Consider the following 22,731-nt stretch of genomic DNA (forward strand, 5'->3'; position numbering starts at 1 on the left):
GGATACGCGTGATCGGCCTTTGCGGGACCGAACAACTACACTCCGAGACCATGTGGTGCCCGAGTGTTTCGCTGTCCCTGTGGGCCAACGCCTGGCTCGCGGGCAAGGCCGCGCCCGACGACGTCTTGGACGCGTTATCCCTTTGGGCGCCACGGCAATCGGTCACCGCGTATGATGCCGTCGCCGCCGGGCACACCGGGCTGCCGTGGCCCGACGTCCACGACGCCGGGACGGTGACGCTGCTCCAGACGCTGCGCGCGGCGGTCGGCCGGCCGCCTTCGCTCGCCGGCCCGCACCGGCTGCGGGGGACGATCAACGTCGCCTTGCCCGCGCCCGGCGACGTGCGCGGGCTCGCCCCGGGAACGCAATTCGAGCGCGACGCCCTGGCCGCGGGTGAGGCCGTCATCGTCGCCAACCCCGACGATCCCGGCACCGCCGTCGGGCTGGTCCCCGAGTTCGCCTACGCCGATTCGGACGACACCGACGAGGCGACGGAATCGGGTGCGCTGTCCTGGACGGTGTATTCACTGCCCGAGGCGCCCGCGTTCGACCACCACGAGCTGGGCGACGCCGAATACGCGCTGCGGTCGGCCGTGCGCTCGGCCGCCGACGCGCTCGGCGCCATCGGGTTGGGGGCCGCCTCCGACGTCGAGGATCCGCGCGGGCTCGTCGAGCAGCTGCTGGAATCCACACGGCAGCACCGCATTCCGGTTCACGCGCCGTCGCGGGCGGTGCGGGTGCTGGAGAATGCCGCGCACGTCGACGCGATCATCACGGTCAGTGCCGGCATGGGAACGCAATCGTCGTCGCAGGCCCAGATCGCCACCGATGCGCTGCGGCCGCTGACCACGGTGGTGCGCTCGGCACGCATCGCCGCGGTGAACGCGATCCTGCACTCGGCCTGGGCCGACTAACCGGTCTCCCTTGCGACGCAGTGCGGCGGACCGCAGGGCGCGCCGTTGACGCTGGCGAGGCAGCCCGGCACCGGGTCCGGGCCGCTGACCCTGACCGGCTCACGGCCCCAGCGGAGTTCGTCGATCAGGCCCGCGGCCAGCCGGGCGAAGCGCCGGTCGGCGTTGGGCGTCGCGGCCCGGGCGAACGCCATCCCGGCCGCCCCGGCCTGCGATCGCAGCTCGTGGTCGAGGTCCCACACCACCTCGATGTGGTCGGCGACGAACCCGATGGGGCAGACGATGACGGCCGTGGCGTCCAGCGCCGCCAGGTGGTCCTCGACGTCGGGCTCCAGCCAGGGAACCTGCGGCGGGCCCGACCGCGACTGCCAGACCAGGTCGTAGTCGTCGTACCCCGCGGCCGCCGCGACAAGCCTTGCGGCGTAGGCGACTTGGCGGCTGTACAGTCGCGGACCGACGCGCTGGTCGGCGGCGACCGGAACCGAGTGCGCGGTGAACACCAAGCGCGCGTCGGCGGGCACGGTCCGCGCGGCCGCCGTCACGGCGTCGGCGAACATCTCGACAAAGAGCGGATGGTCGAAGTAGGGCCGCAGCTTGACCAACTCGGGCGCGTCGGCGCCGGCCGCCCTGCGCGCCCGGGCGATGTCCTCGACATACTGCGAACAGCTGGAGTACCCGCTCCACGCCGACGTGGCGAACACCGCGGCGCGGCGAATGCCGTTGTCGCGCATCGCCGCGACGGTGTCTTCCACGTACGGCTCCCAGTTGCGGTTGCCGAAGTACACCGGCAGGTCCTGTTCGGCTTCCAGCTGAGCGATCAGCGCGCGGTTGATGCCGTTGATCGGCGACACCCCGCCGAAGTGCAGATAGTGCTCGGCGACGGCGTCGAGGCGCTCGGGCGGCACGTCGCGGCCCCGGGTGACGTTCTCCAGGAACGGCCGCACCTGCTCGGGCCCTTCCGGCCCGCCGAAGGACAAGAGCAGGACCGCGTCAAAAGCACGGGAATCCATGCCTTTTAGAGCAACTGGGTGCTAGCGCCGCCGTCGGCGTAGATGACGGTGCCGGTGGTGGCCGGCAGCCAGTCCGAGAGCAGCGCGCACACCGTCTTGGCGACCGGCGTCGCGTCCTTCATATTCCAGCCCAGCGGCGCGCGCTGGTCCCAGCCCTCCTCGAGCAGGTGGATCTGGGCGCCCGCCTCCTCGCCGAGCGCGCCGCCGACGATCGCGCTCATCGCCAGCGTCCGGATCGGACCCGCCGCAACAAGATTCGAGCGCACGCCGTACTTGCCCGCCTCGCGGGCCACGAACCGGTTCACCGACTCCAGCGCGCTCTTGGCGACCGTCATCCAGTTGTAGGCCGGCATCGCACGCGTCGGGTCGAAGTCCATGCCGACGATGCCGCCGCCGGGGTTCATGATCGGCAGCAGCGCCTTGGCCAGCGAGGCGTAGGAGTACGCCGAGATGTGGATGCCCTTGGCGACGTCCTCGTAGGGCGCATCGAAGAACGGGTTGATGCCCATCCCGCTCTGCGGCATGAAGCCGATCGAATGCACCACGCCGTCAAGCCTGTTGCCCTCGCCGATGACCTCGGTCACCCGCTCGCCGAGGGTGTCGAGGTGCTTCTCGTTTTGCACGTCGAGTTCGATCAGCGGGGCCTGCCGCGGCAGCCGGTCGGCGATGCGCTGGATCAGCCGCAGCCGGTCGAACCCGGTCAGCACCAGTTCGGCCCCCTGCTCCTGGGCCACCCGCGCGATGTGGAACGCGATCGACGAGTCGGTGATGATCCCGGTGACCAGAATCCGTTTGCCGTCGAGCAGTCCTGCCATGTCCATCCTCTCAGTGGCCCATGCCGGCGCCGCCGTCGACCGGGATGACCGCGCCCGAGATGTACGAGGCGTCCTCGGACGCCAGGAAGCTGACGACCCCGGCGATCTCCTCGACTTTGCCGATGCGGCCCAACGGAATTGCCTGCTGCGCCATTTCCACGTACTTGGGTTCCATGGCGCGGGTCATGTCGGTGTCGATGAAACCGGGGGCCACCACGTTGGCGGTGATCGAGCGCGATCCCAGCTCGCGGGTCAGCGACCGGGCCATCCCGACCAGCCCCGCCTTGGACGCGGCGTAGTTCGCCTGCCCGGGCAGGCCGGTCAACCCGACGACGGACCCCATGAAGATGTAGCGCCCGAACCGGTGCTTGATCATGTTGCGCGACGCCCGCTTGGCGACCCGGAAGACACCGGTCAGGTTGGCGTCGATGACCTTCTGGAATTGCTCCTCGCTCATCCGCATGATCAGCATGTCGGACGTGAGGCCGGCGTTGGCGACCAGCACCTCCACCGGGCCCTGCCGCTCCTCGACGGCCTTGAACGCGGCGTCGATGGCGTCGGAGTCGGTGACGTCGCACTCCACGCCGGACAACCCGTCGGGGGCGCCGGACGACCGGTGGGTCACCGTCACCCGGTGCCCGTCGGCGGCCAGCCGGCGCGCCACCGCCAGCCCGATCCCCCGGTTTCCCCCGGTGACGAGGACCGAACGCGATACGAATGGGGGCCTGCCCTCGGTGGCTGTGTCAGTCACCCCGTCAACCTAGCGCCTCGCCGCGGCCACGCCGCAATCGGCTCGTCGCGAGTGTCGGCACCTCGGTCACGCTAGCGTGACGCTCGACGCCCGCCGCCACGCTAGCGTGACGCTCGGCGTCGCAGGTTTAGCCGGGCCGGCGCCGAAGGTTAGCCGGGCAGGCGGCGGTTGATCAGCAGCGCCGCCAGCGCCGCCAGCGCCAGCACCACCGCACCCAGCCGCAGCCAGCCCGCGCTGGCGTCGCCCTTGATCGTCTCGTAGCCGATCTGCTGCTGCAGCGACGCGTAAACGGCCTTCAGCTCGGCCAGGCTCGCGGCGCTGTAGGCATTCCCGCCGGAGAGCTGGGCGACCTTCTTCATGGTGGTGTCGTCGACCGGAACCGGCTGGCGCTGGTCGTTGATCTCGACGAACCCGTAGGGGGTGCCGAAGGAGATCGTCGAGATCGGCACGCCCTGGTCCTTGGCGGTGCGCGCGGCCGTGAAGGCGCCCTTCGGGTTGTCCGGGTTGGTCGGCATCGTCTCCTTGCCGTCGGAGAACAACACGATGCGCGCCGGCGGCGGCGTGTCGCCGCCACCGATCACCGCGCCGACGGTGGCGATGGCCTGCAAAGCGGTGAAGATGCCCTCGCCGGTGGCGGTGCGGTCGGCGTACTGCAGCTTGTCCAGCGCGTTCTTGGTCGCCTCCCGATTGGTCGTCGGCGACACCAGCACCGTCGCGGTCCCGGCGTAGGCGATCAGGCCCAGGTTGATGCCCGGGGTGAGCTCGTCGGCGAACTGCTTGGCCGCCTCCTGCGCGGCCGCCATCCGGGTGGGCGGCACGTCGGTGGCCCGCATCGACTGCGACACGTCGATCACCAGCATCACCACCGCGCGATTGCGCGGAATCCGCACGTCGTTCGTCGGCCCCGCCATCGCGATGGTGAACAGCACCAGCGACGCCACCAGCAGGATCGCCGGCACATGCCGCCACCGCGTGGGCCGCTTCGGGGCGACGCTCTCCAACAGCTCCATGTTGGCGAACCGCAGCATCCGCCGGTGGCGTGCCAGCTGCAGCACGACATACAGCGCGGCCACCCCGACGACGACAAAGAGGAAGAGGAAGAACCACGAGTGTTCGAAGCCGGACAGCGACATCGGGCCGAGCAGCGGCAGCGTCACTGCCGCCCCGCCAGTGCCCCGCGCCGGCGGGACTCGACGAACCGCACGATGTCGGCGATCCAGTCGCGGTCGGTGCGCAGCGTCATCATCGGGGCCCCGCAGCTGCGGATCGTGCAGGCCACCTCGGCCCGGTGCGCCGCGGCGGCCTTGGCGAAGTCGTCACGCAGCTGCGCGTCGATGGTGAACTCGCGGGTGACGCCGGATTCGGCGTCCTGCAGCACGACGTCGCCGACGTCGGGCAGCTCGACGTCGCGGGGGTCGAGCACCTCGATGGCCAGCACCTCGTGGCGCGCGGCGATCGCCCGCAGCGGGCGCATCCAGTTGATCGGGCCCAGGAAGTCGCTGATGATGACGGCCATTCCGCGGCGGCGCTCCGGTCGGCGCAGCGCGTCGATGGCCGTCGCCAGGTCCCCGCGCACCCCGACCGGCGCCCTGGGCGTGGTCGCGATGGTGCGCAACAGCGTCTGCTCGTGCTGGCGCCCGGAGCGGGCCGGCACCCGGGTGATGGTGGCGCCGGTGGAGACGATCGCGCCCAGCCGGTTGCCGCCGCCGCTGTTGAGGTAGGTGATCGCCGCCGCGGCCGCGACCGCCAGGTCCCGCTTCTCGCACACCGTCGTGCCGAAGTCCAGGCTGGCCGACATGTCGACCACCAGCCAGGTCTCCAGCTCGCGGTCGGCGATCATCTGCCGCACGTGCGGGTGGGCGGTGCGCGCGGTGACGGCCCAGTCCATCCGCCGCACGTCGTCGCCGGGCTGATACTCGCGCGACTCCCCCGGCTCGGTGCCCGGCCCCGGGATCAGGCCCAGGTGGTCGCCGTGCAGGACGCCGTCGAGCTTGCGCTTGACGGTGAGCTCGAGCGTGCGCAGCGCCGCCGACAGCTTCGGGTCGTCGATCTGCCCGCGGTTGAACGACGGCGGACGAATGGCCGCGGGCTTCGCGGCGGGCCCGGTGTCGGTCACCGACCGCCGGCCGCCGCGGCCTGCATCACCGGGGGAACCGAATGACCTTGCTGCGGAACGGCATTCACCTGCGGAAGGGCGACCGTCTGCAGGACCCGGTTGATGACGATCTCCGGCGAGATCTCGTCGGCGAGCGCGTCGTAGGTGAGCACCAGCCGGTGCCGCAGCACGTCTGGGATGACGTCGACGACGTCCTGCGGGATCGCATAGTCGCGGCCCCGCACCAGCGCCAGCGAACGCGCGGCGGCGACGATGCCCAGCGAGGCGCGCGGCGACGCGCCGAACGAGATCCAGGCCTTGACGTCGTTCATCCCGAGCTGTTCGGGGTGCCGGGTGGCGGTGACGACGCGCACCACGTAGTCGAGCAGCGCGTGGTGGACGAAGACGTTGGCCGCGATGTCCTGCAGCCGCAGCAGGTCGCCGGTGTTCAGGATCTGCTTGGGCACCGGGGGCTTGACGCCCATCCGGTAGATGATCTCCCGCTCCTCCTCCGGCGACGGGTAGCCGACGTTGATCTTGAACAGGAAGCGGTCCCGCTGGGCCTCGGGCAGCGGGTAGACGCCCTCGTGCTCGATCGGGTTCTGGGTGGCCATCACCAGGAACGGGTTGGGCAGCGGGAAGGTCTTGCCGCCGATCGACACGTGGCGTTCCTGCATGACCTCCAGCAGCGCCGACTGCACCTTCGCCGGCGCGCGGTTGATCTCGTCGGCGAGCAGGAAGTTGACCACCACCGGGCCAAGCTCGGTGTCGAACTCCTCCTTGCCCTGCCGGTAGATGCGGGTGCCGATGATGTCGGTGGGCACCAGGTCGGGCGTGAACTGGATGCGGGCGAACGTCCCGCCGACCACCCGGGCGAACGTCTCCACGGCCAGCGTCTTGGCCACGCCGGGCACACCCTCGAGCAGGACGTGGCCCTTGGACAGCAGGCCGACCAGCATCCGCTCCACGAGCTGGTCCTGGCCGACGATGATCCGTTTGACCTCGAAGATGGCCCTCTCCAGCGTGTGGACCTCGGCGGCCAGGCCATTGCCGCCACCGGAGGGCGCTTCATGGGCCGGGGAGCCGGAATGCCCACCCTGGCCCGGGTAACTGCTGGCGCCCGGGGGCGGCCCACCTGCTGATGTCATCAAGAATCCTCCACAGCTCAATCGGACACGACTGCCGGGCAGCGACGTGCCCGCGTCCAACTATTCCAGGCCTGCCGAAATCCGTCGACGCTCGCCCAGCTGATGGGTCGCCGGCCCCGCGCTCAGTACTCGATGATCCTCGTCAGGAACGGCGTCATGCCGGGCCTGCGGACCGGGCTGACGGTGACCTTGCCGGCGCTGCCGGACGCCTCCAGCATCTGACCGTTGCCCAGGTACATGGTGACGTGCTGGCCTCCGCCCGGGCCGTAGAAGATCAGGTCGCCGCGCCTGGCCTGATCCTGGGGGATGTGCCGGCCGGCGTTGTACTGGTCACCGGAGAACCGCGGGATCAGCACCCCGACCCCGGCGAACGCGTACCGCATCAGGCCCGAGCAGTCGAAGCCGACGGTGTTGGCGCCGGAGTCGATCCCCTTGCTGGGACCCTGCAGCGAGCCGCCGCCCCAGGAATACGGCACGCCCATCTGGGAGCCGCCCCGCTTGATCACGTACTCGATGGCCTGGCGGCCGTAGACGCGCGGGATCTTGCCGCCGGGGTTGGTGGTGGCCGCGGCGGGGGCGTCATTGCCGCCGAGGTTGATCCCGAGCCCGCCGAGGAACTGCTTGCCCAGGTCCAGCGTGGTCTGGGTGGCCTGGGCGGTGGCCTGCAGCGAGGCGTTGGCGACCGCCAGCGGGTCGCCCGGGGCGCCGGCGCTGACCGTGGCCGGCAGCGTGGGATCCCACTGGCCGGGGTCGGCCACGGCCACAGGAGCCGGGCCGGCCACGGACAACGTCAGCCCGGCCACCAGCGCGACCAGGCCCATCAGCCGAAAACCCTTGTGCCGCATAGCTCCTCGTCTAGTACTCGATGTAACGAACCACGTACGGCGTCATGCCGCTGGTGCGCACCGGCGCGACACGGACCTTCAAACCGACGTCGGGGGCCTCGAGCATCTGGCCGTTGCCGAGATAGATCGTCACGTGCTGGCTGCCGCCCGGGCCGTAGAAGATGACGTCGCCGCGGCGCATCTGCGAGGACGGGATCTTGCGGCCCAGGTTGTACTGCGAACCCGAGTAGTGCGGCAGCTTGATGCCCACCCCGGCAAACGAATACAGGACCAGGCCCGAACAGTCGAAGCCAGTGGTGCCGGCCCCGGAGTCGATTCCCTTGCTCGGGCCGGCCGCGTTCCCGCCGCCCCAGGAGTAGGGCACACCGATCTGCGACATGCCGCGGCGGATCACGTACTCGGATGCCTGCCGCCCGTAGACCCGCGGGATCCGTCCCCCGGGCGAGGCGTTGGTGATGCCGGTGTCGTCGGGCTTGAGGATGCCCAGCTGCTGCAGGAAGTTGCGCCCCATGCTGGCGGTGACCTGCGTCGACGTCGCCGAGATGCCCAGCACCTGGTTGATCACCGCGATCGGGTCGCCGGGGACGTTGGCGCTGGGCACCATCGGCAGCGTCGGGTCCCAACCGTCCCACCGGCGGCCGCCGGCCGGCGGCTGGGCGGCCGGCGCCCCCGGATCCCACCGATCGCCCGAGGTCGGCGCGGCGGGCCCGCCGGCCCCGGTCGACCATTGGCGCGCCGCCTGGAGCTTGGCCGCCTCGAGTTTGGCCTGAGCCTCGTCGCGCTCGGCGACCAGGCGAACGATCTGCTCGCGCTGTTCGTCGAACGTGCGCCTGGAGTCGGTGAGCGCCGCCACCGCGGCGTCCTGGCTGGCCTTCGCGTCGGCGGCGGCCTTGTCGGCCTTCTGCTTGGCCAGCCGCGCCGCCGACTCCTTGTTCACCTGCTCGGTGCGGGCCCGCTGCAGCTTGTCCATCACCGCCTGGGAGCTGGCGGTCAGGGTCCGGGCGGCGGTTTCGGTGGCGATGATGTCTTCGGGGCTGGTCGCCATCAGGTAGCTGCCCGACGGGCCGTTCATATAGGTGGCGGCCGCGAACGTGTCGAAGCGTCGCTGGGCCGCGGCGATCGCCGCGTCGGAGTCCTTGACCGCCTGCCGGCTGGACTCGAGGTCGTGTTCGGCGGCCGCCGCGTTGTCCCGGGCGGTCTCCACGTCGACGAGCGCCTTGTTGACGCTTTCCTGTTCGGTCTGGATCTGGGCGCTCAGGTCCTCCAGGCGCTGGTTGGCCTTGGCGACGTTCGCGATCAGCGCGGCCAGGCTATCGGCGGCGGGGTCGGCGCCCGCCATACCCGGGGTGCACGCCAGCATGGCCACGCTCACGACCGACGGAATGACCAGCCGCAGCAGCCCGGCGGCCGGTCGCGCGGCAGGGCCCCTGCGGGTGCGTCTCATTCGACTCAGGTCTCCTACGGCTCAACGCGGGCGGCCGGCACCGGGCACGGAATTCTCTGAAGGCGCCATAAACAACACGAGCATCATTTGCACCGTACGTCACAGGGGACGCCGGGGAAACGCTCGTCACAAACTGCACTCTGGACGTGCGTTTAATGTGACCGAACGGTGACCTAGGGTGTTTGCCATGCATGGCCACCAAGGCTCGCCCGGCGGGGCGGGCTAGGCCGGATGTGCGTGCTTAGGCGCCGTCGCCCGGCGCTTCGGCGGTCGGCTCGGCGGCGTCTGCCGATGTTGCTGTACGCCGGCCGCGCAGCTGCAGGAATCGGGTGCCGACGGCGGCCGCGAGCACGCCGATCAGCAGGACGAGGGTCAGGCCGGTCCAGGGAAACTCGGGGCCCTCCAGCTCGTGCAGGAAATGCTGCGCCGACACCACCGGGTTGCCCGTCTTGGCGATGTCCTCGCCGGCCTCGAGCGTGACCCGCGGGAATTGCGTGCTGTAGCTGCCGACGTAATTCGGGCTGAGGGTCAGGACCGTGGCGTCGTGGTAGTCGGCGCCGACCACGGTGGAGATGTCGCGCAGGGGCGTGTCGTTCGGGGGGTTGTGATCCAGCAGCACGATCTTGAGGTTGATGCCCTTGGCGTGCGCCTCGTTGACGATGTCGAGCAGCCCGGGCGCGGCGGCCGGCGGCGCGCTGACCCCGTCGGCGGCGACCTGAGCCTTGACCGCGGTCATGTCGACGTCCTGGGGGATGTAGAGCGGCAGGACTTGCCCGGTCATCGCGTCCCTCCTGCTATGGCGTCACGCTGGCGTGACGTTCGGCGACGACGGTCACTCTAGTGCGACGCTCGGCGCGGGGCTGAAAACTGGGGGTGCCGTCGTAATACAGGACAAGCGTACTGTTAAAGTGACTATGGCATTCGAAGGCAGTCGAAGCACCGCCGACACGGCCCGTCGGCGGCAGAACTCAAATCCTTGGGAGTTGAAGTGACCAGCAAAGATTCGGTGAACTCGTTTTCAGCCCGCGACACCCTCGAGGTCGGCGACAAGAGTTACCAGATCTATCGCCTGGACGCGGTCCCCAATACGGAGAAACTCCCCTACAGCCTCAAGGTCCTCGCCGAGAACCTGCTGCGCAACGAGGACGGCAAAAATATCACCAAGGAGCACATCGAGGCCATCGCGAACTGGGATCCCAAGGCGGAGCCCAGCATTGAGATCCAGTACACGCCCGCCCGCGTGGTGATGCAGGACTTCACCGGCGTGCCGTGCATCGTCGACCTGGCCACCATGCGCGAGGCGGTCGGCGACCTCGGCGGCAACCCGGACAAGGTCAACCCGCTGGCGCCCGCCGACCTGGTGATCGACCACTCGGTGATCGCCGACCTGTTCGGCCGGGCCGACGCGTTCGAGCGCAACGTCGAGATCGAGTACCAGCGCAACGGGGAGCGCTACCAATTCCTGCGCTGGGGGCAGGGCGCGTTCGACGACTTCAAGGTGGTGCCGCCCGGCACCGGCATCGTGCACCAGGTCAACATCGAGTACCTGGCGAGCGTCGTGATGACCCGCGCGGACGGCGCGGGAACAGTTACCGCGTACCCCGACACCTGCGTGGGCACCGACTCGCACACCACGATGGTCAACGGCCTCGGCGTGCTGGGCTGGGGCGTGGGCGGCATCGAGGCCGAGGCCGCGATGCTCGGCCAGCCGGTGTCGATGCTGATCCCGCGGGTCGTCGGCTTCAAGCTGACCGGCGAGATCCAGCCCGGCGTCACCGCGACTGACGTCGTGCTGACCGTCACCGAGATGCTGCGCAAGCACGGCGTGGTCAGCAAGTTCGTCGAGTTCTACGGCGAGGGCGTGGCCGAGGTGCCGTTGGCCAACCGCGCCACCCTGGGCAACATGAGCCCCGAATTCGGCTCCACCGCAGCGATTTTTCCGATCGACGAGGAGACCATCTCGTACCTGCGGTTCACCGGGCGCCAGCCCGAGCAGCTGGCGCTGGTCGAGGCCTACGCCAAAGAGCAGGGCATGTGGCACGACCCCAAGCACGAGCCCGAGTTCTCGGAATACATCGAACTCAACCTGTCCGACGTGGTGCCGTCGATCGCCGGGCCCAAGCGCCCGCAGGACCGGATCGCGTTGTCGGACGCCAAATCCACGTTCCGCGAGCAGATTCCCCACTACGCCGGGAACGGGGACGGCGGGCAGGGATACTCGAAACTGGACGAGGTGGTCGAGGAGACGTTCCCGGCCAGCGATCCGGGGGCACCGTCCAACGGCCATGCCGACGACGTACCCGCGGTGCACTCCGCCGCCGCGCACGCCAAGGGGCGCCCGAGCAACCCGGTGACGGTGAAGTCGCAAGAGCTCGGCGAGTTCGTGCTCGACCACGGCGCGGTGGTGATCGCCGCCGTCACGTCGTGCACCAACACCTCCAACCCGGAGGTCATGCTGGGCGCGGCGCTACTGGCCCGCAACGCCGTCGAGCAGGGGCTGGCGTCCAAGCCCTGGGTGAAGACCTCGATGGCGCCGGGCTCGCAGGTGGTCAGCGACTACTACGAAAAGGCCGGCCTGTGGCCGTATTTGGAGAAGCTCGGCTTCTATCTGGTGGGCTACGGCTGCACCACCTGCATCGGCAACTCCGGTCCGCTGCCCGACGAGGTCTCGAAGGCCGTCAACGACAACGACCTTTCGGTGGCGGCCGTGCTGTCGGGCAACCGGAACTTCGAGGGCCGCATCAATCCCGACGTGAAGATGAACTACCTGGCGTCGCCGCCGCTGGTGATCGCCTACGCCCTGGCCGGGACGATGGACTTCGACTTCGAATCCCAGCCGCTCGGCACAGACAAGGACGGCAAGGACGTCTTCCTCAAAGACATCTGGCCGTCGCAGAAGGACGTCTCGGACACCATCGCCTCGGCGATCAACCAGGAGATGTTCGTCAAGAACTACGCCGACGTGTTCAAGGGCGGCGAGCGGTGGCGCAACCTGCCCACCCCCAGCGGCAACACCTTTGAGTGGGACCCGGATTCGACGTACGTCCGCAAGCCGCCGTACTTCGAGGGGATGTCGGCGGACCCGGAGCCGGTCGGCGACATCACCGGCGCCCGGGTGCTGGCGCTGCTCGGCGACTCGGTGACCACCGACCACATCTCCCCCGCCGGCAGCATCAAGCCGGGCACCCCCGCGGCGCAATACCTCGACGAGCACGGCGTGGACCGCAAGGACTACAACTCCTTCGGCTCGCGGCGCGGCAACCACGAGGTGATGATCCGCGGCACGTTCGCCAACATCCGGCTGCGTAACCTGTTGCTGGACGACGTGTCCGGCGGCTACACCCGCGACTTCACCCAAGACGGGGCTCCGCAGGCGTTCATCTACGACGCGGCGCAAAACTATGCGGCACAGGGCATTCCGCTGGTGGTGCTGGGCGGCAAAGAGTACGGATCGGGTTCCTCCCGCGACTGGGCGGCCAAGGGCACGCTGCTGCTGGGCGTGCGGGCGGTGATCGCCGAGTCGTTCGAGCGCATCCACCGCTCCAACCTGATCGGCATGGGCGTCATTCCGCTGCAGTTCCCCGAGGGCAAGTCCGCCACGGAGCTGGGGCTCGACGGCACCGAGGTCTTCGACATCACCGGCATCGAGGCGCTCAACGACGGCAAGACGCCAAAGACGGTGCGCGTCAAGGCCAGCAAGGAATCCGGCGATCCGATCGAGTTCGACGCGGTGGTGCGCATCGACACCCCCGGCGAGGCCGACTACTACCGCAACGGCGGCATCCTGCAGTACGTGCTGCGCAACATGCTCAAGTCGGGCTAGTCGCGGGCTAACCCGTGCCCAAGGTCAGCGAGGACCATCTCGCGGCTCGCCGCCGCCAGATCCTCGACGGCGCCCGCCGCTGCTTCGCCGAATACGGCTACGACAAGGCCACGGTGCGCCGGCTGGAACAGACGATCGGGATGTCGCGCGGCGCGATCTTCCACCACTTCCGGGACAAGGACGCGCTGTTTTCGCGCTGGCGCACGAGGACGCCGAGCGGATGGCCGACGTGGCGTCCCGCGAGGGCCTCATCCAGGTGATGCGCGACATGCTCGCCGCGCCCGACCAGTTCGACTGGCTGGCCACCAGGTTGGAGATCGCGCGCAAGCTGCGCAACGACCCGTCTTCAGCCGCGGCTGGGCGGAGCGTTCCGCGGAGCTGGCGGCGGCGACCACCGATCGGCTGCGCCGCCAGAAGGAGGCGCACCGGGTGCGCGACGACGTCCCCGGCGACGTGTTGCAGTGCTACCTGGAGCTGATACTCGACGGCCTGGTGGCGCGGCTGGCGTCCGGCGAGGATCCGCGGCGGCTGTCCGCCGTGCTCGACCTGGTGGAAGAGTCGGTGCGCCGCAGTTGATTTACGCCGGCGCGGCCTCGCGCCGGCGGTGGTTAGCCGCCGCGGCCGCGCAGGGTGGTACCCGACTCGAGCAGCATGCTGTGGACAGATCCGTACGACCTGCCGGTGGTGGCAACCAGATTGCGGATGCTGGCACCGCCCTCGTACGCGTTGCGTAACTCGTGCAGCAACTGGTCGCGCGTCTTCTTCGGCTTTCTCACTGTCTTTTTCAAGGTCCGCTCCACGCTTGAACTCGATCCCAAGCACATAGAGTAAGAACACCGGCGTCGATCGCGGGCCGATTTGGCCGAAATCGCCAGCGATTTAGGCCAGCTCGATGAGATCACGGTATTCGTCGGACCAATAGTCCTCGGTGCCGTCGGGCAGCAGCACGACCCGTTGCGGGTCCAGGGCCTCGGCCGCGCCCGGGTCGTGCGTCACCAGCACCACCGCGCCGTGATAGCTGCGCAACGCGTCGAGCACCTGCTCGCGCGACGCGGGATCAAGGTTGTTGGTCGGCTCGTCGAGCAGCAGCACGTTGGCCGTGGACGCCACCAAACCGGCCAGCGCCAGGCGGGTCTTCTCCCCGCCGGACAGGGTCCCCGCCGGCTGGTCGAGCTGCGCGCCGCTGAACATGAACGCGCCGAGCAGGCCGCGCAGCTCCTGCTCGCCGGACTCGGGTGCGGCGTGGCGGATGTTCTCCCACACGGTCGCGTCGTTGTCGAGGGTGTCGTGCTCCTGCGCGAAATAGCCGACCCGCAAACCGTGTCCGGGTTCCAGCGCTCCCGCGTCGGGGTTCTCGGTGCCGGCAAGCAAGCGCAGCAGCGTGGTCTTGCCGGCGCCGTTGAGTCCCAGCACGACCACCCGCGAGCCGCGGTCGATGGCCAGATCCACGCCGCTGAACACCTCCAGCGATCCGTACGACTTGCTCAACCCCTTGGCGACCAGCGGCGTGCGCCCGCACGCGGCCGGGGTGGGGAACTTGATCCGGGCCACCTTCTCGGCGACCCGCTCCTCGTCGAGCGCGGCCATCATCCGGTCGGCGCGCCGCAACATGTTCTGGGCCGCAACGGCTTTGGTGGCCTTGGCGCCCAGCTTGGCGGCCTGCGTGCGCAGCGCGGCGGCCTTGCGCTCGGCGTTCGCGCGTTCGCGGCGGCGGCGCTGCTCGTCGGTGGCGCGGGCGTCCAGGTACTTCTGCCAGCCCATGTTGTAGACGTCCATCTCGCCGCGCACCGCGTCCAGGAACCACACCCGGTTGACGACGTCGGCGAGCAACTCGACGTTGTGGCTGATGACCACCAGCCCGCCGCTGTGTGCCCGCAGGAAATCCCGCAGCCAGCCAAGCGAATCCGCGTCGAGGTGGTTGGTCGGCTCGTCGAGCAGCAAGGTCGTCGAAGATCCTGCGCCGGTGTCCGACGCGGCGAACAGGATGCGCGCCAGCTCCACCCGGCGGCGCTGCCCCCCGGACAGGGTGCGCAGCTGCTGCGTCAGCACCCGTTCGGGCAGGCCGAGACTCGCGCAGATCCGGCCGGCCTCGCTTTCGGCGCCGTAGCCGCCCAGCGCGACGAACCGCTCCTCCAGCTGCCCGTAGCGACGGATCGCGCGGTCGCGGGCCTCGTCGTCGGCGACCTCGGCCATCAACGCCTGCTGCTTTTCCAGATCGGTGAGCAGGACGTCCAGGCCGCGGGCCGAGAGCACCCGGTCGCGGGCCAGCACGTCGAGATCGCCCTCCTTGGGATCCTGCGGCAAATAGCCGATTTCGCCGGTGTGGGTGACCGATCCGGCATACGGCGCGGTCTCGCCCGCCAGGATGCGCAGGGTCGTGGTCTTGCCCGCGCCGTTGCGGCCGACCAGCCCGATGCGGTCGCCGGGCTGCACGCGCAGGTCGGGCCCGTCGGGTGAGAGCAGGATGCGCGCGCCGGCGCGGACCTCGAGGTCCGTGGCCGTGATCACATTCGCTCTCCTCGCGAGTTACTTGTCGTCGGTGAAGACCGCCGGCCGGCGCTCCGCGCGCGCGGCAACCGCTTCCTCGAAGTTGGCGGTGAGCAGGCGGACGAAAAGCTGTCCCAAGCCCTCGGCTTGCATGTGCCCCTCCAGGCTACCGGCGTCCAGCCCGCTCCACAGTGTGCGCTTGGTCAACTCGATCCCCGGCCGCGAGAACGCCGCCATCCGCGCGGCGATCGCGTAGCAGGTGTCCAGCAGCTGCTCCTCGGGCACCTGGCACGACACCAGGCCGATGCGCTCGGCCTCCTCGGCGGTGACGTCGCGGCCGGTCAGCATGATCTCGAACGCGCGCGACGACCCGATTGCCCGGGGCAACAGGTAGCTCAGCCCGAGTTCGCTGGCGGTCAGCCCGTTGTTGATGCCGGCGGCCCGGAAGTAGGCGCCGGTCGAGGCCACCCGGATGTCGGCGGCCAGCGCCAGGCACAGCCCGCCGCCGATGGCCGGACCGTTGACCGCGGCGATCACCGGCTGGTGCAGCCGGCGCAGCGCCAGAATCACGTCGTCGAGCACTTCCATGGAGCGCAGCGCGAAGGTCGGGCGGGTCAGCCCGTCGATGTGGGGCACCTCGCCGGCGGACTTGTGATCGGCGCCCGAGGAGAACCCTCGGCCCGCCCCGGTCAGCACGACGACCCGCACCGAATTGTCGTAGGTGACCTTATCGAGGGCCTTTTTGAGCGGCACCATGACGTCGAACGCCATGGAGTTCATCCGCTCGGGCCGATTGAGGGTTATCAGCGCGACGCCGGGCCGCGGTTGCTCTACCAGTACCAGACTCACCCGTGAAAGGTAACGTGTGCCCGACGGCGCGACGCGCCGTGGCCCGGACCTGGCCCGTGCCGCTGGGCCGCCCGGCCGCGAGTCGCCGCTTTCGCGGGCCGACCCGCGGAACTGAAAGTTGCCATTCGCGCTGATCGGCTTGGTTCGGTCTGCTATCTTCTAGCCACCATTGGGCACGTAACAGGTGCGACCCGATGGCAAGTCTTGGTTGGCTGCGCAAGAGGGATCAGCGAGGGCTCTGCGGCGGAACGCGCTGTACCGCGACAGGCTCCGACCGCGGAGGTAAGTGCGACATTGGCAAAGGCACGGTAGAGCTCTCCCGAGTTCTATGAGTCCCCTGTGCGTAAGCGATGAGGCAAATAGGGAGGGAATGTGTTCGTCCCAGGAGAAGAGGCGTTCGGGGCCATCGACGACTGGGCGCCGGGTCCGGGTCGGTCATGTTTTGGCAGCCCTCGCCCGCCTCGCTGGCCAAAGTGCGCCAGGCCCCGGTAAGCGCCGTGCCGGCGAGCCATCAGCAGGCCCGGCACCTGCGCAATTTTTGTGACCACCTGAGCCGTGGGGCCGACATGTCGCGGCTTTGCATCGGCAGCTGGGACATGCCCGGCCACTGCGACATCCGGGTCCTGACGTACGTGATCAACGCGCATCTGCGCCGGCACGACACGTATCACAGCTGGTTCGAGTTCACCGATGCCGACGAGATCCTCCGGCACACGATTCAAGATCCCGCCGACATTCGGTGCGTCCCGGTTAAGCATGGCGAAATGACGCCGGCGGCCTGGCGCGAGCAGGTGTTGGCCACGCCGAGTCCCCTGCAGTGGGATTGCTTCCGTTTCGCCGTGATCCAGCGAGCGGACAACTTCACCTTTTGTTTCATGATCGACCATCTCTACATCGACGCCCAGTTCATTGGCGCGATCGGCGGCGAGTTCTACCTGATGTACAACGCCTTGCTGGCAGGCGGAGCGCCCATCTCGCTCCCCGCCGCGGGCAGCTACGCGGAATATTGCGTCCGGCAACATCGGCACACGTCCGCCCTGACCCTGGACTCCCCGTCGATACGCGCGTGGATCGACTTCTTCGAGAAAAACGACGGAACGCTCCCCGAGTGCCCGGTGTCGCTCGGCGACGGATCGGGCTCCTGCGACTTGATGTTCGTGCAGGTGATGGACGAGCGGCAGACGGCCGAATTCGAGTCCGCGTGCCTGGCCGGGGGCGCCCGTTTCAGCGGCGGCGTGTTCGCGTGCGCCGCCCTCGCACAATACGAGTTGACCGGCGCCGAAACGTATTACGGGCTCGTCGCGCGCGATCTCCGCGACGAACCCGAGGACTTCACGACGATCGGCTGGTTCACCGGCTTTGTCCCGATCACCATTCCCGTCAACCCGTCGTCTTTCGGCGACACCGCCCGCGCGGCGCAGGAGTCGTTCGATTCGGGTAAAGACCTGGCGGACATCCCGTTCAATCGCGTCCTGGAACTGGCGCCGTGGCTGGGGATGCCGCAGGGGCGTGTTCCCCTGCTCTTTCACCTCGACGCCAGCAGCCCGCCCCTCTCCACGATCGTCAAGTCCAACTGGAACGGGTCGAATTTAAAGATCTACCACGACGGCAGGGTTCCGGCCCGATTCGACTTACGGGTGAATCGGTACGAGAAGGAGACGCACGTCATCGTCTTCTATCCGAACAATCCGATCGCCCGCGAATCGGTCAGCCGGTATATCGCGACGCTGAAATCCCTCTTCGTCCAGGTCGCCGAGGGCCGTGGCGTGGCGGCACCGGTGCGCGAGGCCGCCCAGTTGCAACGGCAACTGGTCTGATCAGGCCTGCTCGGCCTGGGCCGCCTCGACGTCGAACGCCTTGACCTGCTGCACCAAGTCCTCCAGGGCCGCGGGCGGCAGGGCACCGGCCTGGTTGAACAGCAGCTTGCCCTTCTTGAAGGCCATCAACGTGGGGATGGACCGGATCTGGGCGGCGGCCGCCAGCTGCGGCTCGGCTTCGGTGTCCACCTTGGCGTGCACGACGTCGGGGTGCTTCTCCGACGAGGCATGGAAGGTCGGTGCGAACTGACGGCAAGGTCCGCACCAGGAGGCCCAGAAGTCGACGAGGACGATGTCGTTGCCCTCGATGGTTTCGTTGAACTGATCGGTGGTGAGATCGCGTGTTGTCACAACCGCCGCAACGTCGGGGACCGCCGCGATGTTCCCGGGGGTTCGCGGATTCTTCCTAGCCGTGGTGGATGCTCGTGAGGCCCTCCTGCTGCCGCTCGCCGGTTTGGCGTTTCTCGATTCCCTCAAGCTCCTCAATGTGGGAATAGTCTTGGCGGTGATCTACAACGGCCGGCTGACCCGGCGATCGCCGGTTCCCGGCTCCCTGAGCTTCATCGCGGGCGTGTTTGCGATCACGGCCGTCTTCGGGATCCTCGCGGTGCTTGGTCTGAACGTCCTGGCCGGTGTCGTCGACGTCAGGATCACGCCGGCGATCCGATATCGGGGCGGCCTGCTGGTGGGGGCAGCGCTGATCGGTCTCGCCTGCCTCCCGTCGACCGCCCGAACGTCCGCGCCGGGTTGGGCGTTGGCCGCGACGCGGCAACGGGCATGGCTGCTCGGCTTCGTCGGAGCGGCAGTGGGTTTGGCGCAGGCTCCGACGGCGGTCCCCTACCTCACCGGCCTGGCGATGCTCTCCGCGCTGAATCCCCGGCCGCCGATCTGGCCGTTGATCGTCCTCGGCTACTGCGCGGTGGCGCTATCGCCGCCGACGCTGATCCTCGCCCTGTCGACCCGACGAACTGTCCGAGCCAACCGCATACAGCGATGGCTCGTGCGCGTTCTGACCCGCTGCGGTCCGGCGACGCTGCGGATCGTTCTTTTCGTCGTCGGCGTCGGGCTGGTCGTCGACGCCCTTGCCCACCACGGCGCGCTGTGGTGACGCGGCCTCAAAACCGCTCATGCTCCGGGCTTTCGTTGGCCCGCGGCCCGGGTGATGGGGGCCGCTATACTTCGTGCCCGTGCCCATCGCCGACCGCCTGCTTAAAAAGTATTGGTACCCGCTGGTATACAGCGCACCGGTCTCGCGGCTCGCGCAGCACGCGTGGTACCCGATATCAACGCGCCTGATGGCACGCGACGAATTGGTGTTCATGAATTGGGCCTACGAGGAAGATCCGCCCATGGCCCTGCCGCTGGAGCCCGCCGACGAGCACAACCGGTTCTACATCCAGCTCTACAGCCGCGTCGCGACGCAGGCCGACCTCACCGGTAAGCGGGTGCTGGAGGTCGGTTGCGGCCACGGCGGCGGAGCGTCGTACCTCGCGCGCACGTTGCGCCCGGCGTCCTATACGGGTCTGGACTTGAACTCGGCGGGCATCGACTTCTGCCGGAACAGACACAAGGTGCCCGGCCTCGAATTCGTGCAGGGCAACGCCGAGGACCTTCCTTCGGCGCCGAATCCTTCGACGCGGTGATCAATGTCGAATCGTCACACCTCTATGCGCGGTTTCCGCGTTTCCTCGCCGAAGTCGCGCGCGTGCTGCGCCCGGGCGGCCATTTCCTGTACACGGATGTCCGCAAGCGCGACCTTGTCGCCGAGTGGGAGGCGGCGCTCGAGGAGGCCCCGCTTCGGCGCCTTTCGCAGCAGGCCATCGACGCGGAGGTCATGCGCGGGCTGGAGAAGACGCAGCGAATGATGGGTCTGGTCAGCCACCGCGCGCCACTCATGCTGCGGGGCATTGCCCGGCGCATCGACCGCATGCAAACCTCGACGTTTTATCACGCGCTGCGCAGCGGGGACTATTCCTACCGGCTGTACTCGTTCGTCAAGGACTGAGGCGCGCCGCCGGCCGTTTGGCCGCCCCACCCGAGGTTACGGTTGCGTACGTTTTCTCGCCTCCGACAGACTGAGGCGAGGGATCCGTCGGTGAAGGGAATCGCCTTGGGCCACTACATCGCCAACGTCCGCGATCTCGCGTTCAACATCTTCGAAGTTCTCGATGTAGGCGCCGTCCTCGGCGCCGGACGCTACGGCGACCTCGACGAGGACACGGTCCGAACGATCCTGGCCGAAGCCGCTCGGCTGGCCGAGGGTCCGGTGGCCGAATCCTTCGCCTTCGCCGACCGCAACCCGCCGGTGTTCGACGCCGCCGAGCACACGATCAGCGTGCCCGACGAGTTGGCCAAAACGGTGCACGCGATCAAGGAGGCCGGGTGGTGGCGGCTGGGCCTGGCCGAGGAGATCGGCGGCATGCCCGCGCCGCCGCCGCTGGTCTGGGCGGTCAACGAAATGATCATCTGCGCCAACCCTTCTGCCAACTTCTTCTGCCTAGGCCCCTGGCCCAGGCGCTGTATGTCGAGGGCAACGAAGAGCAGCGGCGGTGGGCGGCGGCGGCCGTGGAGCGCGGTTGGCAGGCCACCATGGTGCTCACCGAGCCCGACGCCGGATCCGACGTCGGCGCCGGCCGCGCCAAGGCCGTCGAACAACCCGACGGCACCTGGCACATCGAGGGCGTCAAGCGATTCATCTCCGGTGGAGACGTGGGCGAGACCGCCGAGAACATCTTCCACCTGGTGCTGGCCCGGCCGGAGGGCGCCGGGCCAGGCACCAAGGCTGAGCCTGTTCTACGTGCCCCAGTACCTGTTCGACCCCGAGACGTTCGAACTCGGTTCCCGCAACGGGTTTCGCCACCGGCCTGGAACACAAGATGGGCATCAAGTCGTCGCCGACCTGCGAATTGACGTTCGGCGACGGCGATGTCCCGGCCGTCGGCTACCTGGTCGGCGACGCACAACGGGATCGCGCAGATGTTCACCGTCATCGAGCAGGCGCGCATGACGATCGGCGTGAAGGCCGCCGGCACCCTGTCCACGGGCTACCTGAACGCGCTGGCCTTCGCCAAGGAGCGGGTGCAGGGCGCCGACCTCACCCAGATGGCCGACAAGACCGCGCCGCGGGTGACGATCATCCACCACCCCGATGTGCGTCGCAGCCTGATGACGCAGAAGGCGTACGCCGAGGGTCTGCGGGCGCTCTACATGTACGCCGCCGCGCATCAGGACGACGAAGTGGCGCAACGGGTTTCGGGCGCGGATCACGACATGGCGCACCGCCTCGACGACCTGTTGCTGCCGATCGTCAAGGGGGTGAGCTCGGAGCGGGCCTACGAGACCCTGACCGAATCGCTGCAGACGCTGGGCGGCTCCGGCTTTCTGGTCGACTATCCGCTCGAGCAGTACATCCGCGATTCCAAGATCGATTCGCTGTACGAGGGCACCACCGCCATCCAGGCGCTGGACTTCTTCTTCCGCAAGATCGTCCGCGACCGCGGCCAGGCGCTGCAGTTCTTGGTGGCGCAGATCAGCGCCACCCTCGACGCCTGCGACGAGGCGCTGCGACCGCAAGCCGACCTGGTGCAGACCGCGCTCGACGACGTCACCGCGATGACGGCCGCGCTGACCGGATACCTGATGTCGGCCACCCAGCACCCGACGGAGATCTACAAGGTGGGGCTGGGATCGGTGCGCTATCTGCTCGCGGTCGGCGACCTGATCATCGGCTGGCGGTTGCTGGTACAGGCCGGCATCGCCCATGCCGCGCTGGCGGACGCGCCGAGCGGCGGTTCTGCGGGCGACGAACACTTCTACCGGGGCAAGATCGCGACCGCGTCGTTCTTCGCCAGGAATGTCCTGCCGAAGCTGGCGGCGCAGCGCAGGGTCATCGAATCCCTCGACGACGACATCATGCGCGTCTCCGAAGAGGCCTTCTGACAGGTCATTACGCACACGGCCTGGTGGTCACATTCGTCACGTGCGTCCCGGCGTCGCGGGCACACATGCCTTCGTGCCCGCCTCAGCGCGACAGCCAGCCGCGTTTGTCGCTCGTAAGCGGGCAAAGAGGTATGTGATCTGTTTTGGCTTGGGGTTTGGGGTTGGTGGTGGGTTGTGTTGGGTGGTCGGGGGTTGTCGTACCTGGCTGTGATGATGGGGTTATGTCTTCGATCGTGTCGCCTGCCACGGTGATGAGTCCTGCCGAGCGCCTTGAGGTGTTGTTTGAGGAGTTGGCCCAGTTGGCGGGTCAGCGTAATGCGATTGATGGGCGCATCGTGGAGATCGTCGCCGAGTTGGACTGCGACGAGCTGTGCGGGATTACCGGTGCGCGGTCGGTGGCGGCGTTGGTGGCCTGGAAACTCGGCGTGTCGGCGGCCAACGCGCACACAATCAGTACTGTGGCGCACCGGGTGGAGGCGTTTCCGCTGCGCGGCGGGTATGCGGGAGGTCGGCTGTCGCTAGATCAGGTCGGTGTCATCGCGGCGCGCGCCGGTGCGGGATCAGATGAGCATTACGCGCAGCTGGCCGCGGTCGCCACGGTTAATCAGTTGCGCACCGCGGTCTCGTTAGAACCGCGCCCCGAACCCGCGCCGACCGGCACCGGCGGCTTCGATCACCAAGACCGGTAGTGAGGAGTTCAGCTGTTGGCGGATCACGCTTCCGCGTCTGGATGCGGCGACGTTCGAGGCGGCCCTGGCTGCCCGACGATTGGTTCTACCCGCTGGAGCTGTGCCTGA

Annotated in this window: 15 protein-coding genes and 6 pseudogenes; 8 read left to right on the forward strand and 13 right to left on the reverse strand. The window is 68.6% G+C overall.

Going from position 1 to position 22,731, the window contains the following annotated elements; all coding sequences use genetic code 11:
• The first annotated feature begins 50 nt into the window (after positions 1–50).
• Positions 51–914: a hypothetical protein gene (locus G6N25_RS23320; protein ID WP_083075210.1), complete on the forward strand. Its 864-nt coding sequence runs from the start codon at positions 51–53 to the stop codon at positions 912–914.
• On the opposite strand, the pseudogene G6N25_RS23325 reads toward G6N25_RS23320, so the two are convergent.
• From G6N25_RS23325 to G6N25_RS23365, 9 genes and pseudogenes are all read right to left on the reverse strand, one after another.
• A pseudogene (locus tag G6N25_RS23325) lies at positions 883–1,921 on the reverse strand (ferrochelatase); the annotation flags it as partial. The gene G6N25_RS23320 and the pseudogene G6N25_RS23325 sit on opposite strands and share 32 nt — an antisense overlap.
• Before the next feature lie 5 nt (positions 1,922–1,926).
• On the reverse strand, positions 1,927–2,736 hold the full coding sequence (gene inhA, locus G6N25_RS23330; protein ID WP_083075247.1) for an NADH-dependent enoyl-ACP reductase InhA: 810 nt from the start codon (positions 2,734–2,736) through the stop codon (positions 1,927–1,929).
• Between the two features lie 10 nt (positions 2,737–2,746).
• A complete protein-coding gene (fabG1, locus tag G6N25_RS23335) occupies positions 2,747–3,487 on the reverse strand; it encodes a 3-oxoacyl-ACP reductase FabG1 (RefSeq protein ID WP_083075213.1) in 741 nt (246 codons plus the stop codon).
• Between the two features lie 149 nt (positions 3,488–3,636).
• Positions 3,637–4,644, reverse strand: coding sequence for a VWA domain-containing protein (locus G6N25_RS23340; RefSeq protein ID WP_083075215.1), 1,008 nt, complete (start codon positions 4,642–4,644; stop codon positions 3,637–3,639).
• A complete protein-coding gene (locus tag G6N25_RS23345; protein WP_083075217.1) occupies positions 4,641–5,603 on the reverse strand; it encodes a DUF58 domain-containing protein in 963 nt (320 codons plus the stop codon). Before G6N25_RS23345 ends, G6N25_RS23340 begins: the two co-directional genes overlap by 4 nt.
• Complete coding sequence (gene moxR1 / locus G6N25_RS23350) at positions 5,600–6,730, reverse strand: chaperone MoxR1 (RefSeq protein ID WP_083075219.1); 1,131 nt, start codon at positions 6,728–6,730, stop codon at positions 5,600–5,602. The genes G6N25_RS23345 and moxR1 overlap by 4 nt, the downstream gene beginning before the upstream one ends.
• A gap of 122 nt (positions 6,731–6,852) precedes the next feature.
• Positions 6,853–7,575 (reverse strand): NlpC/P60 family peptidoglycan endopeptidase RipB, encoded by a 723-nt coding sequence (ripB, locus tag G6N25_RS23355; protein ID WP_083075221.1) that lies wholly within the window; start codon positions 7,573–7,575, stop codon positions 6,853–6,855.
• Between the two features lie 10 nt (positions 7,576–7,585).
• A complete protein-coding gene (ripA, locus tag G6N25_RS23360) occupies positions 7,586–9,019 on the reverse strand; it encodes an NlpC/P60 family peptidoglycan endopeptidase RipA (RefSeq protein ID WP_083075223.1) in 1,434 nt (477 codons plus the stop codon).
• Positions 9,020–9,260: 241 nt separating this feature from the next.
• Complete coding sequence (locus tag G6N25_RS23365; RefSeq protein WP_083075225.1) at positions 9,261–9,800, reverse strand: Rv1476 family membrane protein; 540 nt, start codon at positions 9,798–9,800, stop codon at positions 9,261–9,263.
• Between the two features lie 207 nt (positions 9,801–10,007).
• On the opposite strand from G6N25_RS23365, the gene G6N25_RS23370 reads away from it, so the two are divergent.
• Both G6N25_RS23370 and G6N25_RS23375 read left to right on the forward strand, forming a co-directional pair.
• The gene (locus tag G6N25_RS23370; protein ID WP_142272737.1) at positions 10,008–12,842 is read left to right on the forward strand and encodes an aconitate hydratase; all 2,835 of its coding nucleotides are present in this window, start codon (positions 10,008–10,010) and stop codon (positions 12,840–12,842) included.
• 14 nt (positions 12,843–12,856) lie between these two features.
• A pseudogene (locus G6N25_RS23375) lies at positions 12,857–13,418 on the forward strand (TetR/AcrR family transcriptional regulator).
• Between the two features lie 32 nt (positions 13,419–13,450).
• Here the strand turns inward: G6N25_RS23375 and G6N25_RS23380 are convergent.
• From G6N25_RS23380 to G6N25_RS23390, 3 genes are all read right to left on the reverse strand, one after another.
• Positions 13,451–13,618 (reverse strand): helix-turn-helix domain-containing protein, encoded by a 168-nt coding sequence (locus tag G6N25_RS23380; RefSeq protein WP_163672646.1) that lies wholly within the window; start codon positions 13,616–13,618, stop codon positions 13,451–13,453.
• 103 nt (positions 13,619–13,721) lie between these two features.
• Positions 13,722–15,350, reverse strand: a complete 1,629-nt coding sequence (locus G6N25_RS23385) for an ABC-F family ATP-binding cassette domain-containing protein (RefSeq protein WP_083075231.1) — start codon at positions 15,348–15,350, stop codon at positions 13,722–13,724.
• An 18-nt stretch (positions 15,351–15,368) separates the two neighbouring features.
• Positions 15,369–16,178, reverse strand: a complete 810-nt coding sequence (locus tag G6N25_RS23390; RefSeq protein WP_083075232.1) for an enoyl-CoA hydratase — start codon at positions 16,176–16,178, stop codon at positions 15,369–15,371.
• A gap of 372 nt (positions 16,179–16,550) precedes the next feature.
• Between G6N25_RS23390 and G6N25_RS23395 the strand changes: the two are divergent.
• Positions 16,551–17,995: pseudogene (locus tag G6N25_RS23395) on the forward strand (condensation domain-containing protein).
• Here G6N25_RS23395 and trxA read toward each other — a convergent pair.
• The gene (trxA, locus tag G6N25_RS23400) at positions 17,996–18,346 is read right to left on the reverse strand and encodes a thioredoxin (RefSeq protein ID WP_083075234.1); all 351 of its coding nucleotides are present in this window, start codon (positions 18,344–18,346) and stop codon (positions 17,996–17,998) included. It lies immediately after the preceding pseudogene.
• 28 nt (positions 18,347–18,374) lie between these two features.
• On the opposite strand from trxA, the gene G6N25_RS23405 reads away from it, so the two are divergent.
• The 4 genes and pseudogenes from G6N25_RS23405 to G6N25_RS24060 form a co-directional block, all read left to right on the forward strand.
• Complete coding sequence (locus tag G6N25_RS23405; RefSeq protein WP_163672551.1) at positions 18,375–19,103, forward strand: GAP family protein; 729 nt, start codon at positions 18,375–18,377, stop codon at positions 19,101–19,103.
• Positions 19,104–19,290: 187 nt separating this feature from the next.
• A pseudogene (locus tag G6N25_RS23410) lies at positions 19,291–20,000 on the forward strand (phthiotriol/phenolphthiotriol dimycocerosates methyltransferase).
• 105 nt (positions 20,001–20,105) lie between these two features.
• A pseudogene (locus G6N25_RS23415) lies at positions 20,106–21,934 on the forward strand (acyl-CoA dehydrogenase).
• Between the two features lie 221 nt (positions 21,935–22,155).
• Positions 22,156–22,690, forward strand: a pseudogene (locus tag G6N25_RS24060) (DUF222 domain-containing protein); the annotation flags it as partial.
• Between the last annotated feature and the right edge of the window lie 41 nt (positions 22,691–22,731).

The sequence above is a fragment of the Mycobacterium heidelbergense genome (assembly GCF_010730745.1).
Classification (GTDB): domain Bacteria; phylum Actinomycetota; class Actinomycetes; order Mycobacteriales; family Mycobacteriaceae; genus Mycobacterium; species Mycobacterium heidelbergense.